We start from the raw sequence: 15,054 nt of genomic DNA on the forward strand, positions 1-15,054 counted from the left end.
GTACACGTTGACAAGGGCGTTGACAAGGGCGTTCGCCGAGACAGACCGCGAGTGGAGCGAGCTGAGCTATGGGCATGACCTCCATGGTCGTACTCGGACTGAGCATCGCCACCGTCCTCCTGCTGCTGGGGGCCTTCCTGGCCACCCTGCGCCAGGACAGGAAGGGCCGCACGGCCGAGCCGCCGGTCGAGGTCGCTCCCCTCGAGACCCCGTTACCGGCGCCGGTGGGCGTGGTGGGGTATGCCGGGTCCGACTACGCCGACCCCCGCACGATCAAGGTCGGCGACGGGATCGAGGTCCACGGCTCGCCCGCGCGCGTGCTGGGCGCCATCTTCGTCTCCTGGCAGGGGCAGGAGTGGACGGAGTTCCTCCTGCGCGACACCGCCCGCCGCCGGCAGTGGCTGTCGGTCGAGATGCGCCAGGGCGACCCGCCGCACCTTGAGGTGTTCATGTGGACCGAGGTGCCCACGCAGGGCATGGTCCCCGCCAAGAGCATGCTCATCATGGAGGGCGTCGAGTTCTTCCCCATCGAGCGCGGCACGGCGGCCTTCCGGTGCGAGGGCGACACCGGCCTGCCGGAGCGCGGCCTGCTCGACTTCGCCGACTACCGCGCCTCCGACGGCAGGCTGCTGTCCTTCGAGCGGATCCAGGGCGGCTCGTGGACCGCCAGCTACGCCAGCCCGCTGGCCCCCGGCTCCATCGCCATCGTCAGCCGCGCCCCCTGACCCCGGGCGGGTCCGGGTCCGGCTACGACAGCTCCACCTGGGCGCCGCCGGCCTTGCCACTCGCCTTCCAGCCCTCCACGTCCGCGTCGTTGTCCCACACCGCGCCGCTGAACCCCACCCGGCTCAGCCCGTACTTCTGCGCGTACGCCACCGACCAGGAGGCGATCAGCCATCCGCGGCGCGTGCTCGTGACAGCCGGGTCGCCGATGGCCCGTGCGAGCTGGCGGCGGGCCTCGGCGGCCTTGGGCTTCGGCGGCGCCGTCTGCCCCTTGGCCGGCGGGTACCAGCAGTGGAGCGCGCGCGGCACCCGGCCCGTGAACGCCGCGGCGAGGATCTTGGCGTCCTCCTCGTGCGGGGCGTAGGCGTAGCCGCCCGCCGAGCGCTGCACCTCCTGGGCGGCCTCGGCCAGCGGGATCTTCCGGTAGTTCTTGACCTTCACCAGTGCCGCGAAGAACTTGTTGGTCGCGTAGACCGGGTCCATGAGCTGCTTCTTCTTGCCCCAGCCCTGCGACTCGCGCTGCTGGAACACCCCGACCGAGTCGCGGTCGCCGCCGGGCAGGTTGTAGAGCTTGGACTCCTGGAGCGCCGTGGCGTACGCGATCACCACGGCCCGCTCCGGCAGCCTGCGGCGCGCCGCGACGGCGGCGATGGTGGCCGCGATCTGCGCCTGCTCGATGTCGAGGTCGAGGACGCCCTCCGGGGTGCGCACGCTGCAGTAGGCCTCCGGAGGGGCGAGCGGCTGCGCCTTGCTGAGCAGCTTGAACAGGCCCACGGAGATCGCCACCGCGAGCACGACGACGATGGCCGCGATCGTGATGACACCGCGGGAGAAGCGCACGCGCACTCTGGAGAACCTACCCGGCCGGATAAGCTCCGTGGCCATGAGTGACCAGAGCACGTCGTCACCGATCCCGACGGCGATCGACGCCCTGTGGGAGCTGCGCGCGGAGCTGTCGCCCCGGGACACCGAGGCGCGTGCCGTGGTGGTGGGCGCGATCGACCTGCTCGACACCGGCAAGGCCCGGGTGGCCGAGGTGTCGGACGACGAGGTGGTGGTGGACGAGCGGGCCAGGCGGGCGATCCTGCTCGCCTTCAAGGTGCTCGGCATGGCCAGGTCGCAGGTGGGTGACTTCCAGCACATCGACCGGGTGCCGCTCAAGACCACGTTCGACGGGGTGCGCGTGGTGCCCGGCGCGATCGCCCGCTGGGGCTCGTACGCCGCACCCGGTGTGGTGCTGATGCCGTCGTTCGTCAACATCGGCGCCCACGTCGGAGCCGGCACGATGGTCGACACGTGGGCCACGGTCGGATCGTGCGCCCAGATCGGCGCCAACGTGCACCTGTCGGGCGGCGTGGGCATCGGCGGCGTGCTGGAGCCGCCCGGCGCGCTGCCGGTGGTCGTGGAGGACGACGCGCTGGTCGGCAGCCGCGCCATGCTCGTCGAGGGCGCCCGGGTGGGGCGTGGCGCGGTCGTCGGGGCGGGCACGATCCTGTCGGCGTCGATCCCCGTGATAGACGTGGAGACAGGCGAGGAGCTGGCCCGTGGCCGGGTGCCCGACTGGTGCGTGGCCGTCGGCGGCACCCGTCAGAAGGAGTTCCCCGGCGGCACGTTCGGCCTGCCGTGCGTGCTGGTGATCAAGCGGCTGGAGCCGGGGCAGCGGCACGACAAGGCGGCGCTCAACGAGGCGCTGCGCGAGCACGGGGTGAACACGTGATGCTGGACCTGACCCAGGACGTCCGCGACCTGACCGCGGCGATCGTCGACATCGAGTCGGTGAGCGGCGACGAGCGCGAGCTGGCCGACGCGGTGGAGATGGCGCTCGGCGCGCTGCCGCACCTGAAGGTCGACCGGTCCGGCGAGACGGTGGTCGCCCGCACCACACTGGGGCGGGGCGAGCGCGTGCTGATCGCCGGGCATCTCGACACCGTCCCGGTCCACGCCAACCTGCCGAGCCGCGTCGAGGGCGACCTCCTCTACGGCTGCGGCACCTCCGACATGAAGGCGGGCGTCGCCGTCGCGCTGAAGCTCGCCGCGGCGCTCCCCGCGCCCAACCGCGACGTCACGTACGTCTTCTACGACTGCGAGGAGGTCGAGGCCGAGCGCAACGGGCTCAACCGGGTCGCCCGCGAGCACGCCGACTGGCTGGCCGCCGACTTCGCCGTGCTGATGGAGCCGACGGACGGGGTGATCGAGGGCGGTTGCCAGGGCACGCTGCGGGCCGAGGTGCTGGTCACGGGCAAGCGGTCGCACAGCGCCCGGTCGTGGTTCGGGGTCAACGCCATCCACGGCATCGAGCCGGTCCTGGCCCGGCTGAACGCCTACCAGGCGCGCCGGCCGGTCGTCGACGGGCTGGAGTACCACGAGGGGCTGAACGCCGTCGGTGTGCGCGGCGGGGTCGCGGGCAACGTCATCCCGGACACGTGCGTGGTCACGGTCAACTACCGCTTCGCGCCCGACCTCACCGAGGACCAGGCGCGGGCGCACGTGCGGGAGGTGTTCGACGGGTTCGAGGTGAGCTTCACCGACGGGGCCCCGGCCGCCCGGCCGGGCCTGACGCACCCGGTGGCGGCCGCCTTCGCCGCGGCCGTGGGCGGCGAGCCGCGGGCCAAGCTCGGCTGGACGGACGTGGCGAGGTTCTCGGCGCTGGGCATCCCGGCCGTCAACTACGGCCCCGGCGACCCGAACCTGGCGCACCAGCAGGGGGAGTACGTCTCCCGGCAGAGGATCGTGGAGAGCGAGCGGGCGATGCTCGACTGGCTCTCGGCCTGACACGAGACCCCGGAACATGAAAGTGGCTTTCCTCGCCGGCCATTTGGCGGGGAAAGCCACTTTCAGTCCCGAGCAGCACCCTCGGCAGTTAGACGCAGGTGAGTCGAAATCCGGTTCCCCTCTTTTTTCATGATTTTTTGCCACCCCCCATACGGGCGTTGACCTGCTATTTTGCTCGCACGGCCCAGTCGTTGGGCCGTCCACGGCCCGGTCCGCAGGGAGGTGCGCCGGCGCCGGAGGGAACGGCCCCTGGTTCAGGGGGCACAGAAGGAGGGCTAGCGTGATCCGCATGGATACGACACGTCGCGAGCGCCGCCAGGGCCAGGCCGTGGTCCGTGGCAGCCTCGTCCCCGAATCCACGCACGACCAGCGCCTGCTCGACCGGCAGGGCCCCGCCGACTGGGTCCACATGGACCCGTGGCGGGTGCTGCGGATCCAGGCGGAGTTCGTCGAGGGCTTCGGCCAGCTCGCCGAGCTGCCGCGCGCCGTCACCGTCTTCGGCTCCGCCCGCACCCCCTCCGACTCCGGCGAGTACGCCATGGGCCGCGCGCTCGGCCGGGCCATCGCCGAGGCCGGCTACGCCGTCATCACCGGCGGCGGGCCCGGCGTGATGGAGTCGGCCAACCGCGGCGCCTCCGAGGTCGACGGCGCCGTCTCGGTGGGACTCGGCATCGAGCTTCCGTTCGAGCAGCGCATGAACGACTACGTGGACCTGGGCATCGAGTTCCGCTACTTCTTCGTCCGCAAGACCATGTTCGTGAAGTACTCGTGCGGCTTCATCGCCCTGCCCGGCGGCTTCGGCACGCTGGACGAGCTGTTCGAGGCGCTCACGCTGGTGCAGACGCACAAGGTCACCTCGTTCCCGGTCGTGCTCATGGGGTCGGAGTTCTGGGGCGGCCTGATCGACTGGATCAAGAGCACGCTGCTGGGCACCGGCAAGATCGCCGAGCAGGACCTCGACCTGATCACCGTCACCGACGACGTGGACGAGGCCGTGCGCATCGTCGTGGAGTCCGACCAGGCGCGCTCCCGGCTGCGCCAGGAGGAGATCGAGGCGGCCGCGGGCCACTCCGCCGAACCCCAATAGGCTGACATTTCGTGAATGTCTGCGTGTTCTGTGCGTCCAGTCAGAAGATCGACCCCAAGTACGTGGAGCTGGCGACGCATGCCGGCACCGAGCTGGCCAGACGTGGCCACACGCTGGTCAGCGGCGGTGCCACCGTCTCCTGCATGGGCGCCGTCACCGCCGCCGCCCGGGCGGCGGGCGGGCGCACGATCGGCGTCATCCCCCAGGTGCTGGTGGACATCGAGATCGCCGACCGCGACTCCGACGAGCTGATCGTCACCCCCGGCATGCGCGAGCGCAAGGGCGTCATGGACGAGCGGTCCGACGCCTTCCTCGTGCTGCCGGGCGGCATCGGCACCCTGGAGGAGCTGTTCGAGATCTGGACGGCCCGCGTCCTCGGCATCCACGACCGGCCCCTTGTCATCCTCGACCCGTGGGGTCTGTACGCGCCGCTGCGCGCGCTCGTGGAAGGGATGTACGACGAGGGGTTCACCCGGGCGAACGTCTTCGACGCGATCTCGTGGACGACGTCGGTGGAGGAGGCGCTCGACCACATCGAGAGCCGCGCGCAGCCTGTGCGCCCCACGCCGGAGGAGCTGGGCGAGGCCACGGGCTGAATCCAGAGGCCTCAGGTCACGGAGCCTCGGGCCCGGACGGCTTTCAGGCCAGGGCGCGGCGGGCCAGGGCCGGGGGACGGCGGCCGGCCAGCGACTCCGTCATCTCCAGCGCCAGGCGTACCTGGTCGGTGTGCTCGGTGACGAACACCCGCGCGCCGTGCCAGCAGTAGACGGCCGCCGCGGCCAGCGCGGCGTCGAGCTCCGGTGGCAGGGTGACCAGCACGGTCGCGCCCGCCCGCGCGAGCGCGGCGGCCTCGGCGGGCGAGCCCGCAGGGGTCCAGGCGGGGTCCGGAGACGCACCGGGTGCGACAACTGCGGGACTCATGCACCGATGGTATGAGTACGATGCCCATGTGCTGGTCATTCTCGCCATCGCCGCGCTCGCGATCCTCGCCTGCGTGGTGCTGGTCTCCCTTGGCAGGGGCGGTGAGCTGACCGAGTTCCCGCCGGACGTGCCGCCCCTCGACCTGCCCGAGGCCACGCGGCTCACGGCTGTCGACTTCATGGCGCTCCAGCTTCCGGTCAACCTCGTCGGCTATCACACACAGAGCGTCGACGAGACGTTGCGCAGAGCGGCCAGCGCGATCAGCGCCCGCGACACGCGCATCGCCGTGCTGGAGCAGCGGGTCTCGGAGCTGATGTCGAGCCGCCTGCACGCGCGCCAGGAGCTGTACGCCTCGCCCGGCGGTGCGCCACGCACCGACCACGAGCCCGACGGTCCTGCCGAGCTGCCCAGCCTGCCCGAGGACGGCGACCCGGTCGCCGCCCAGACTGACTCGATCGCCGTTCAGCCCGAGCCGACCGCGGTCCCGGCCGCCGAGGTCGCGCCCGCCGAAGAGCCGGGCACGTCCGCCGCGGACGACGTTCCGGCGGATGCGGGCGGCGTTCCCGCCGGCCCCCAGCCCGAGCCCCGGCTCGGCGAGAAGGCCGCGCACACCGGCGAAGAGACTGCGGACCCGCACGAGGAGACCGCGGACCCGCGCGAAGAGGTCGCGGACCCGCGCGGTAAGGCCGCCGGCACGCGGGAGGAGCCGGTGCGGGCGGTGGCGGGCAAGGACGGGGACGAGCGCGCGTGACCGAGCTGATCCGCTGTACCTGGCCGGGCCTGGCCGACCCCCTCTACACGGCCTACCACGACGACGAGTGGGGCCGTCCCGTCCACGGTGACGACAAGGTGTTCGAGCGGGTGGCGCTGGAGGCGTTCCAGTCCGGGCTGTCGTGGCTGACGATCCTGCGCAAGCGGGAGAACTTCCGCGCCGCCTTCGACGGCTTCGCCATCCCGAAGGTCGCCGCGTACACCGAGAAGGACGTCGAGAGGCTGCTCGGCGACGCCGGGATCGTCCGCAACCGCGCCAAGGTCGAGGCCGTGATCAACAATGCCCGCGTCGCGCTCGACCTGCCCGGCGGGCTGTCGGAGCTGGTGTGGCGGCACGCCGACCCGGACTCCCCGACGCCGAGGACGATGGCCGACGTGCCCGCCGTCACGCCGGGCTCCAAGGCGCTGGCCAAGGAGCTGAAGCGGCACGGGTTCAAGTTCGTCGGCCCGACCACCGCCTACGCGCTCATGCAGGCGATCGGCCTGGTCAACGACCACATCGAGGGCTGCCTGGCGCGCACCCCGGCGACGGGCGTGCTCAGCGGCCGGTGAACGACGGGCGCTCCTTGGCCAGGAAGGCCCGGGTGGCGTCACGGTGGTCGCGGGTGGCGGCGCACTCGTCCTGCAGGACCGCCTCCAGCTCCAGCGCCTCCGGCAGCGTGTGCGTGGCGGCGTAGGCCAGCGCCCGCTTGGTGGCCGCGTACGCGCGCGTGGGCCCCTGCGCGAGCCGTACCGCCAGCTCACCGGCGGCCTTGAGCACGTCGTCCGGCGGCACCACCCGCGTGACGAGCCCCAGCTCCAGCGCCCGCGCGGCGTCGACCGGCTCGCCGAGCAGCATCAGCTCGGCGGCGCGCCCCGCGCCGACGAGGCGTTGCAGCGTCCAGGACGCCCCCGAGTCGGGCGCGAGCCCGATGCCGGAGAACGCGAGCGCGAACTTGGCCCGCTCCGAGGCGACCCGCAGGTCGCAGGCGAAGGCGAGTGAGGCGCCGGCGCCCGCCGCGACGCCGTTGACGGCGGCCACCACCGGCTTGGCCATGGTGGTGATGAGCTCCACCAGCGGGTTGTAGTGCTCGCGCACGGTGCCGGCCAGCCCGCGCCCGGCCTCCAGGTTGTCGGCGTGCTCGCGCAGGTCCTGGCCGGCGCAGAAGGCCCGGCCGGAGCCGGTCAGCAGCACCGCCCGCACCTGGTCGTCGCCGGCCGCCCGGCGCAGCGCCGCCAGCAGGGCCGACTTCACCTCGGCCGTCAGCGAGTTCATGGCCTCGGGCCGGTCGAGCGTGACGGTGGCGACGGAGTCGGTCAGGTCATAGCGGATCACGGCAGCTCCCTGTCGACGAACGCGGCGGCTGAGGGCAGCAGGCGGGACGCCTCCTGCTCGAAGAACGCTCTGGCCTGCTCGCCGGGCCAGCCGGCCGGCAGCAGCTCGGGCGGCAGGCCGGGGTCGCGGAAGAGGAAGTTGCGCCACCCGTGCACGAGCCTGCTCCTCGTCGCGAACACCTGGTCGTCCGGCGCCCCGTCCGGCAGCGCCCCGACCAGCGTGGCAGCCTCCGTCAGCCACCGCTCGTACGCCTCGCCGACGGCGTCCAGATCCCAGGCCCGGGACACCAGCTCGCGGGGGTCGCCCTCCAGCTCCGCGTCGAACCGGTCGGCACGCAGGCCCTCGCTGGCCAGCAGGTGGTCCACCTCCCGGGACTTGCGCGGCCCGGCCCAGGTGGTCTCCGACAGCGGCGCGTACCCGAGAAACGCGAGAACGGCCTTGACCCGGTCCCTGCGCGGCCGATCCCGCACCGGTTCCAGAACGATCAGATGCCACCGTCCGTGCCAGGCCGGTGTTCCCACTCGGTAAATTCTCGACGCTGCGTCGTCCAGTCTTCTGACGCACTTCGGCGTGAGCCCGTAGCCGGCGCCCTGAGGCAATCTGACGGGCTCCAGCCAGCCCTGCCTGACCATGCGGGAAACGGCGGTCCGAACGGCGGGAGCGGCGATCTCCAGGGGTTTCATGAGCCGTACGAGAGCCGCCACGGAGGCCCGTCCGCCGCGTGGGCGCAGGTGGTCTCCATAGAGGTCGAACAGGGCGGCGCGTGCGTGCACGCTGTCCAGTTTGGACGTCTTCGCCACCCCGGACAACGCATTCTGGGAGGAGATCGTTACCCATGAGCGCTCTCGATGCGGGAGAATAGGACATCACAGAAGACGTGAATGCGCCGCCCTCCCTAGCGGGCGGACTGAAAACCGCGGGCCGCGGGAGCCCAAGGCAGGAAGGGATGCACGCATGGCGGCGATGAAGCCGCGGACCGGCGATGGTCCGCTCGAGGTCACCAAGGAAGGGCGCGGCATTGTCATGCGGGTCCCTCTGGAGGGTGGTGGCCGGCTCGTCGTGGAGATTTCCGCAGACGAGGCCAAGGCGCTCGGCGAGGCGCTGAAGAACGTCGTCGGCTGAGAGCTCCCGAGTAAGACCTGGTCCGACGGCCCTGGCGTATCCGCGCGCCAGGGTCGCTGACGTTTGAGGAGAATGTTCCGTGCCCATTGAGACCACTGCATCGGTGGTCGCCGGCGTCCCGGACGACGCCGAGCTGCTGGCCGTCCCCTACACGCCCGAGCTGGTTCCCGCCGTCGAGCTCGACCTGCCGGTGCCCCTGCCCGGGCTGCTGGCGCACTACGAGGCCAAGGGCGAGGCCGGCGAGATCATCGAGGTCCCCGTGGCACGGGAGGGCGGCGTCGGGCGCGTCCTGCTGTACGGCGTCGGCGACGGCTCGCCGAAGGCGCTGCGCAAGGCGGCGGCGGGGCTGACCCGCAGGGTCAAGGGCCGCGAGGAGCTGACCGTGGTGGCGCCGGAGGGTGACGTCGCCGCGTTCGCCGAGGCCGCGCTGCTGGCCGCCTACTCCTTCCGCATCGGCCGGCCGGGCAAGCCGCCCGTGCGCTCGCTGCGGTTCGCGTTCGCCGACGAGCAGGCCGTACGACGGGGCGAGACCGTCGCGCAGGCCGTGGCGCTGGCCCGTGACCTGGCCAACACGCCCGCGTCGGTCAAGACGCCCGCCTGGCTGGCCGAGCGCGCCGCCGAGCAGGGCGTTCCCGTGCGGGTGTGGGACGAGGAGCAGCTCCAGGCCGGCGGGTTCGGCGGCATCCTCGCCGTCGGCCGCGGCTCGGCCAACCCCCCTCGGCTCATCCAGCTCTCCTACGTTCCCGAGGGCACCCCCGAGCGGCACGTCGTGCTGGTGGGCAAGGGCATCACGTTCGACTCGGGCGGCCTGTCGCTCAAGCCGACCGAGAACATGAAGACCCAGAAGACCGACATGGCCGGCGGCGCCGTGGTGATCGCCGTCATCGGCGCGCTGGCGCGGCTGGGCGTCCCGGTCCGGGTCACCGGCCTGGTCGCCTCCGCCGAGAACATGCCGTCCGGCACCGCCCAGCGGCCCAGCGACGTCATCACCCACTACGGCGGCCGCACGGTCGAGGTGCTCAACACCGACGCCGAGGGACGGCTGGTGCTGGCCGACGCGCTCGCCTACGCCGACGCCGAGCTCGACCCCGACACGGTCGTCGACATCGCCACGCTGACGGGCGCCATCACCGTCGCGCTCGGCCGCAACGTCGGGTCCGTCTACTCCACCGACGACGACCTCGCCGGCGCGCTCGTGGCCGCCGGCCGCGACAGCGACGACCGGCTGTGGCGGATGCCGCTCATCGACGAGTACGCGCCGGCCCTGGAGTCGCCGATCGCCGACCTGGCCAACGTGGAGAGCGGCAGCACCTACGGCGCCGGGTCCATCACGGCCGCGCTGTTCCTCCGGGAGTTCGCGGGCAAGAGGCCGTGGGCGCACCTCGACATCGCCGGCGTGGGCCGCAGCACGGTCGACGACGGGATCCTGACCAAGGGGGCCACGGGCTTCGGGGTGCGGGTCCTGCTGGAGTGGCTGACCCGCGCGTAGCCGCGCGGGGGGACCGCGCCCGCATCGGCCGAAGGGGCGGCGGGCGCGGGCTGCGTCAGTCGGCGATCTTGACGGCGGCGAGCAGGCCGTCGCCCAGCGGCATCAGCAGCGACCGGAGACGATCGTCGCCCTGCACCAGCTTCCCCAGCTCCCGCAGGGCCACCGTGTCGGGATCGCGCTGGGTCGGGTCGGCCACGCGGTTGTGCCACAGCGCGTTGTCGAAGGCCACGATGCCGCCCACGCGCAGCAGCCGGACCGCCTCGGCCAGGTAGTCGGCGTACTCCTGCTTGGCCCCGTCGGCGAAGACCATGTCGTAGCCGCCGTCCGACAGCCGGGGCAGCACGTCGAGCGCGCGGCCGGCGATCAGCCGCACCCGCCCGCCGGCGAAGCCCGCCTCGGCGAACGCCTGCCGCGCCAGCCGCTGGTGCTCGGGCTCCACGTCAACGCTGGTCAGCGTGCCGTCGGGGCGCATGCCGCGCAGCAGCCAGAGCCCCGAGACGCCGCAGCCGGTGCCGATCTCGACGACCGACTTGGCGTTGAGCGCCGTGGCGAGGAAGCAGAGCGCCGCCCCGCCTCCGGGAAGGATGGGCACCGCGCCCATCTCCAGGCCGCGCTGCCGCGCCGCGCGCAGGATCTCATCCTCGTGATGGAACTGCTCCGCATAGGCCAGAGTGGCCTCCACCTGACTGGTCATCGGCCTCCTCCCCCCACTTTCGTGCGATTGGTCACCGATCGCAGCCTAGGGGAGTAGCGCCGGGACGGGAACTCAGGAGCACCCTGAGGCGTTGCAGGTTTAAACGGGCTTTGCCGGTCCGGAAGGCAGGCAGTGCGCATGAGGGGACGAAAGCAGGCACTATGGCGGTAGCTGTGGTCCCAGAGAGAGGAGTTCTGGTGGACGAAAGCGACCACCAGGCCGATGCTCCCGTGTCTGATTGGACACCTCCCACCTGGGAGGAAGTGGTGCGGACGCACTCCGCGCGCGTTTATCGGCTGGCGTACCGCCTGACCGGCAACGTCCATGACGCCGAGGACCTCACCCAGGAGGTCTTCGTACGGGTCTTCAGGTCGCTGTCGAGCTACACGCCAGGGACGTTCGAGGGCTGGCTGCACCGGATCACGACCAACCTGTTCCTCGACATGGCGCGGCGCAAGCAGCGCATCCGGTTCGAGGGACTGGCCGACGACGCCGCCGAGAGGCTGCGCGGCCGCGAGCCGTCGCCGGCGCAGGCGTTCGACGACGCCCATCTCGAACCCGACATCCAGGCCGCGCTCGACGCGCTCGCCCCCGAGTTCCGCGCGGCGATCGTGCTGTGCGACATCGAGGGCCTGTCGTACGAGGAGATCGCGGCCACGCTCGGGGTCAAGCTGGGCACGGTCCGGAGCCGTATCCACCGTGGCCGGGCGCAGTTGCGCGAGGCGCTCGAACACCGGGCCCCGCGACACTCACAACTTCCCCCGCCAGCATTCCCGTCGGGGCCCCGTGGGGAGGAAGTCTGATATGTCGCATCTTGGAGAACGCGTGTCCGCACTCGTGGACGGCGAGCTCAACCACGCCGAGCGCGATCGCGCGCTGGCTCATCTGACGTTCTGCGCCGACTGCAGGCGGGAGGTCGAGTCGATGCGGGCGCTGAAGTCGCGCCTGCGCTCGCTCGACGAGCTCGCCATGCCGGCCGACCTGACGATGTCGCTGCTGCGGATGGCCGAGCCGGGCGGCCCGCTGCCGCCCCGCGAGCGGCCCTTCCCCGCGCGGACCTTCGGAGGTGTCCCGCTGCCGGGCCCTCATTCCATCGCGCCCCTGGACAACCGCCCTCGCAGGGACGCGATCGGCGGCGCTTCCGGCCCTGGTCGCCGGGGTAGGCGGCGCGGCACGTACGTGGCGGTCGGCGTGGTCTCCGCGGCCGTCGCCCTCGGCACCTTCTTCGCCGTGTCCGGCGCCGGGCAGACCAGCGCGCCGCCGCCGGTCGAGCTGTTCCGGCAGAACACACCCGTCTCCACCCAGGCCACTCCGCCCACCGCCACGCCCTGACCAGGACACGGCGGGCCGGGACACTCGGTGGCGTAGTCCACGGCGTCGGGGGCATACGATCGGAGTTCGGGGTTTTGGAGAGGAACCGCCGGTAGAAGCGTGGTTCCTGACCATTGCTTTACGACTCTCGTATGCCGATCGCACCAGGATTGCGGTGTCGAGCAAGGAGTGGTGAGACGTAGATGACCGACGAGAAGCGCCCGGGCGAAGGACGCATGCCGTCGGACTTCCCTGTGACGCAGGGGCGCCCGGACTTCCTGCCCGCGGACGGCCAGGCCGACCGGCCTGGCGGCGGGTCGGCCGCGCCCTCGTCCGGCTCACCGGGCTCCTGGGAACCGCCGAGCCTCTCCGAATCACCGGGCGCGGCCTGGGGTTCACCCGCCGGCTCCGACTCACCGGGCGCCTACGGCCGGCAGGAGCCCCCGCAGGAGCCGTACGGCTCGCAGGGGGCCTGGCGGGCCGCATCCGGGCAGCAAGGTGACGTGCCTGTCTTCGGCGCCTCCCAGGGCCCCTACGGGGGCCCTTCGCCCTCGTTCGGCGCCTCGGGCGACCGTGGTGGCGCGGCAGGGGACGGTGTGCCGTTCCAGGCGGCCGCAGGAGACGCCCGTGACGCCTCCGACGGCGGTCCGGGTGGCGACGCCCCGCGTGGCCGCTCGCCGTACGAGCCGAGCCGTGAGGCCGGGCAGGAGCTCGGGCCGGAAGGGCAGCAGCCCAGGCCGGACGGGCAGGAGCCCGGGCAGGAGGGCGGTCAGGAAGGCGGCGCGCCCGGCGAGCCTCCCTTCGGCCGTCCTGACGCGGGCGACCAGCCGTTCGGCCGTCCCGACGGCCCGGACACGCCGTTCGGCCGCCCTGACAGTGGCGACTCGTCGTTCGGCCGCGCCGACGACCAGCCGTTCGGCCGTCCCGATGGCGGTGACTCGCCCTACGGGCGGGGCGACGCGGGCGAGGCGTCGTTCGGCGCCGAGGGCGGGTCGTCCACCCGCGCCTACGAGAGCCCGTTCTTCGGCCCCTCGGCCGGCCCTCCGCCCTACGGCGGCGACACGCCTCCGCCGCCCCCGCGTCACGCGCTCGGGATGGGCCCCGGCTGGGCTCCGCCGCCTCCGGGAGGCGGCGTCGCGGCGGCCCCCCGGCGCGGCCCCGGCATCGGCGTGCTCGTGGCGCTGGCCGTGGTCATCGCCCTGGTGGCCTCCGCGCTCGGCAGCATCGGCACCTACCTGCTCACCCGTTCCAACGGCACCGACCCGACCTACAGCCTCGGCCCGGCCCCGACCGGCGCCACCAACCGGGCGCCCGACTCGGTGGCCGGCGTGGCGGCGCGGGTGCTGCCCAGCGTCGTGTCGCTGGAGGTCGGCAACGGCAGCAACACCGAGGGCGCCACCGGCTCCGGGTTCCTGATCAAGAACGGTTACGTGGTGACCAACAACCACGTGGTCGCCATGGCCGCCAAGGGCGGCGAAATCAAGATCATGTTCTACAACCGCAAGACCACGACCGGCCGCATCGTCGGCCGTGACCCGGGCTCCGACCTGGCCGTGGTCAAGCCCGAGGACACCTTCGGCACGCCCGAGATCAACCTGGGCAACTCCGACCAGGTCGTGGTCGGCGACCCGGTGATCGCGGTCGGCTCGCCGCTGGGCCTGTCCGGCACGGTCACCACGGGCATCGTCAGCTCCCTGAACCGGCCGGTCATCGCCGGCGACGAGAGCGGCGGCTCCGAGGAGCCCGCCTACATCAGCGCCATCCAGACCGACGCCGCCATCAACCCCGGCAACTCCGGCGGTCCCCTGGTCAACGGCAAGGGCGAGGTCGTGGGCGTCAACTCCGCGATCGCCACGCTGAGCCGCTCGCTCACCAACCAGAGCGGCAGCATCGGCCTCGGCTTCGCCATCCCGGTCAACCAGGCGCGGCGCGTGGCCGAGGAGCTGGTCACGAGCGGCAAGGCCAAGCGCCCCAAGATCGGCATCGTGCTCGACCCCGACTACAAGGGTCAGGGCGTCCGCATCGCCTCCGAGCCCGCCGAGGGCCGCCAGCCGGTCGACCCGGGCGGTCCCGCCGCCAAGGCCGGGCTGAAGGCGGGCGACGTCATCCTGGAGCTCGACGGGCTGCGGCTGCAGGACGGCAACGAGCTCATCGCGCTCGTCCGCAGCAAGTCGCCGGGCTCGCACATCACGGTCAAGTACCAGCGGGCCGGGCAGGAGCGTACGGCGACCCTCACGGTCACGGCCGACGCCGAGCCTGCCCCGACGCCGTCCTGAGCCACACCCGGGGCCGTCCTGAGCCGTACCCGAGGCCGTCCTGAGCCGTACCCGAGGACGTACCCGGGGCCGGTGACCGGCCCCGGGTACGGCCGGAGCGGGGCGGCCGGGGCTGGGGGCCGATCCGAGCGCGGGAGCCTTTAGGCTGGGATACGCCGGGGTTGTCCTCGGAGTGGTTGGACTGCGCTAGGAGCTCACGGTGTTCGGACTCGGGTGGCTTGAGGTCGGGGCGCTGATCGTCATCGCGCTTCTCGTCTTCGGGCCCGACAAGCTGCCCCAGGCGGCGGCGCAGGCGGGCAAGACGCTGCGCAACCTGCGCCGGATGGCCAACAACGCGCGCGACGACCTGAGAGCCGGCCTGCCGCCGGAGTTCTCCGACTTCGACCCGGCCGACCTCAACCCGCGCAACTTCGTTCGCAAGCACCTGCTGGACGACGTCGAGGACGCCTGGAACACCAAGCCGGGCGAGCTGGAGACCGTCACGGCCGCGCCCGTACCGGAGCCGGTGGACGAGCTGGGCTACGGCCAGATCCCGCCGTACGACTCCGAGGCGACCTGACGCCGTTCGTGTGA

Annotated in this window: 18 protein-coding genes; 13 read left to right on the forward strand and 5 right to left on the reverse strand. The window is 72.5% G+C overall.

Going from position 1 to position 15,054, the window contains the following annotated elements:
- Positions 1–74 precede the first annotated feature (74 nt).
- Positions 75–725 carry a DUF4178 domain-containing protein gene (locus tag AB0H64_RS31680; protein ID WP_357631994.1) on the forward strand — a complete coding sequence of 217 codons (651 nt, stop codon included), beginning with the start codon at positions 75–77 and terminating at the stop codon, positions 723–725.
- Between the two features lie 22 nt (positions 726–747).
- On the opposite strand, the gene AB0H64_RS31685 is transcribed toward AB0H64_RS31680, so the two are convergent.
- Positions 748–1,569 carry a hypothetical protein gene (locus AB0H64_RS31685; protein ID WP_357631996.1) on the reverse strand — a complete coding sequence of 274 codons (822 nt, stop codon included), beginning with the start codon at positions 1,567–1,569 and terminating at the stop codon, positions 748–750.
- A 37-nt stretch (positions 1,570–1,606) separates the two neighbouring features.
- Here AB0H64_RS31685 and AB0H64_RS31690 point away from each other — a divergent pair, with 37 nt between their 5' ends.
- From AB0H64_RS31690 to AB0H64_RS31705, 4 genes are all read left to right on the forward strand, one after another.
- On the forward strand, positions 1,607–2,440 hold the full coding sequence (locus AB0H64_RS31690) for a 2,3,4,5-tetrahydropyridine-2,6-dicarboxylate N-succinyltransferase (protein ID WP_357631998.1): 834 nt from the start codon (positions 1,607–1,609) through the stop codon (positions 2,438–2,440).
- Positions 2,440–3,495 carry a succinyl-diaminopimelate desuccinylase gene (gene dapE, locus AB0H64_RS31695; protein WP_357632085.1) on the forward strand — a complete coding sequence of 352 codons (1,056 nt, stop codon included), beginning with the start codon at positions 2,440–2,442 and terminating at the stop codon, positions 3,493–3,495. Before AB0H64_RS31690 ends, dapE begins: the two co-directional genes overlap by 1 nt.
- A gap of 289 nt (positions 3,496–3,784) precedes the next feature.
- Entirely contained in the window at positions 3,785–4,582 is a 798-nt protein-coding gene (locus tag AB0H64_RS31700; RefSeq protein ID WP_357632000.1) for a TIGR00730 family Rossman fold protein, read from the forward strand.
- Positions 4,583–4,593: 11 nt separating this feature from the next.
- Positions 4,594–5,178: a TIGR00730 family Rossman fold protein gene (locus AB0H64_RS31705; protein ID WP_357632002.1), complete on the forward strand. Its 585-nt coding sequence runs from the start codon at positions 4,594–4,596 to the stop codon at positions 5,176–5,178.
- Positions 5,179–5,221: 43 nt separating this feature from the next.
- Here the strand turns inward: AB0H64_RS31705 and AB0H64_RS31710 are convergent, their stop codons facing one another.
- Positions 5,222–5,503 (reverse strand): hypothetical protein, encoded by a 282-nt coding sequence (locus AB0H64_RS31710; RefSeq protein ID WP_310712895.1) that lies wholly within the window; start codon positions 5,501–5,503, stop codon positions 5,222–5,224.
- Between the two features lie 28 nt (positions 5,504–5,531).
- Between AB0H64_RS31710 and AB0H64_RS31715 the strand changes: the two genes are divergently transcribed.
- Together AB0H64_RS31715 and AB0H64_RS31720 are read left to right on the forward strand one after the other, a co-directional pair.
- A complete protein-coding gene (locus AB0H64_RS31715; protein WP_357632004.1) occupies positions 5,532–6,254 on the forward strand; it encodes a hypothetical protein in 723 nt (240 codons plus the stop codon).
- The gene (locus AB0H64_RS31720) at positions 6,251–6,826 is read left to right on the forward strand and encodes a DNA-3-methyladenine glycosylase I (protein ID WP_357632006.1); all 576 of its coding nucleotides are present in this window, start codon (positions 6,251–6,253) and stop codon (positions 6,824–6,826) included. The genes AB0H64_RS31715 and AB0H64_RS31720 overlap by 4 nt, the downstream gene beginning before the upstream one ends.
- On the opposite strand, the gene AB0H64_RS31725 is transcribed toward AB0H64_RS31720, so the two are convergent.
- Positions 6,813–7,589 carry an enoyl-CoA hydratase-related protein gene (locus tag AB0H64_RS31725; RefSeq protein ID WP_357632008.1) on the reverse strand — a complete coding sequence of 259 codons (777 nt, stop codon included), beginning with the start codon at positions 7,587–7,589 and terminating at the stop codon, positions 6,813–6,815. The genes AB0H64_RS31720 and AB0H64_RS31725 overlap by 14 nt on opposite strands.
- Complete coding sequence (locus tag AB0H64_RS31730) at positions 7,586–8,362, reverse strand: PaaX family transcriptional regulator C-terminal domain-containing protein (RefSeq protein WP_357632010.1); 777 nt, start codon at positions 8,360–8,362, stop codon at positions 7,586–7,588. Before AB0H64_RS31730 ends, AB0H64_RS31725 begins: the two co-directional genes overlap by 4 nt.
- A gap of 181 nt (positions 8,363–8,543) precedes the next feature.
- Between AB0H64_RS31730 and AB0H64_RS31735 the strand changes: the two genes are divergently transcribed.
- On the forward strand, positions 8,544–8,711 hold the full coding sequence (locus AB0H64_RS31735; RefSeq protein WP_020545024.1) for a DUF3117 domain-containing protein: 168 nt from the start codon (positions 8,544–8,546) through the stop codon (positions 8,709–8,711).
- A gap of 79 nt (positions 8,712–8,790) precedes the next feature.
- The gene (locus AB0H64_RS31740; RefSeq protein ID WP_357632012.1) at positions 8,791–10,200 is read left to right on the forward strand and encodes a leucyl aminopeptidase; all 1,410 of its coding nucleotides are present in this window, start codon (positions 8,791–8,793) and stop codon (positions 10,198–10,200) included.
- A gap of 55 nt (positions 10,201–10,255) precedes the next feature.
- Here AB0H64_RS31740 and AB0H64_RS31745 read toward each other — a convergent pair whose 3' ends face one another.
- Positions 10,256–10,894, reverse strand: a complete 639-nt coding sequence (locus tag AB0H64_RS31745; protein WP_357632014.1) for an O-methyltransferase — start codon at positions 10,892–10,894, stop codon at positions 10,256–10,258.
- Positions 10,895–11,055: 161 nt separating this feature from the next.
- On the opposite strand from AB0H64_RS31745, the gene sigE reads away from it, so the two are divergent.
- The 4 genes from sigE (at position 11,056) to AB0H64_RS31765 (ending at position 15,040) form a co-directional block, all read left to right on the forward strand.
- On the forward strand, positions 11,056–11,697 hold the full coding sequence (gene sigE, locus AB0H64_RS31750) for an RNA polymerase sigma factor SigE (RefSeq protein WP_175592690.1): 642 nt from the start codon (positions 11,056–11,058) through the stop codon (positions 11,695–11,697).
- Between the two features lie 22 nt (positions 11,698–11,719).
- A complete protein-coding gene (locus AB0H64_RS31755; protein WP_357632017.1) occupies positions 11,720–12,226 on the forward strand; it encodes a zf-HC2 domain-containing protein in 507 nt (168 codons plus the stop codon).
- A gap of 182 nt (positions 12,227–12,408) precedes the next feature.
- Positions 12,409–14,481 (forward strand): trypsin-like peptidase domain-containing protein, encoded by a 2,073-nt coding sequence (locus tag AB0H64_RS31760; protein ID WP_357632019.1) that lies wholly within the window; start codon positions 12,409–12,411, stop codon positions 14,479–14,481.
- Positions 14,482–14,680: 199 nt separating this feature from the next.
- Positions 14,681–15,040, forward strand: coding sequence for a sec-independent translocase (locus AB0H64_RS31765; RefSeq protein ID WP_357632021.1), 360 nt, complete (start codon positions 14,681–14,683; stop codon positions 15,038–15,040).
- The last annotated feature ends 14 nt before the right edge of the window (positions 15,041–15,054 follow it).

It is taken from the genome of Nonomuraea sp. NPDC050733 (assembly GCF_040654215.1).
Lineage (GTDB): Bacteria > Actinomycetota > Actinomycetes > Streptosporangiales > Streptosporangiaceae > Nonomuraea.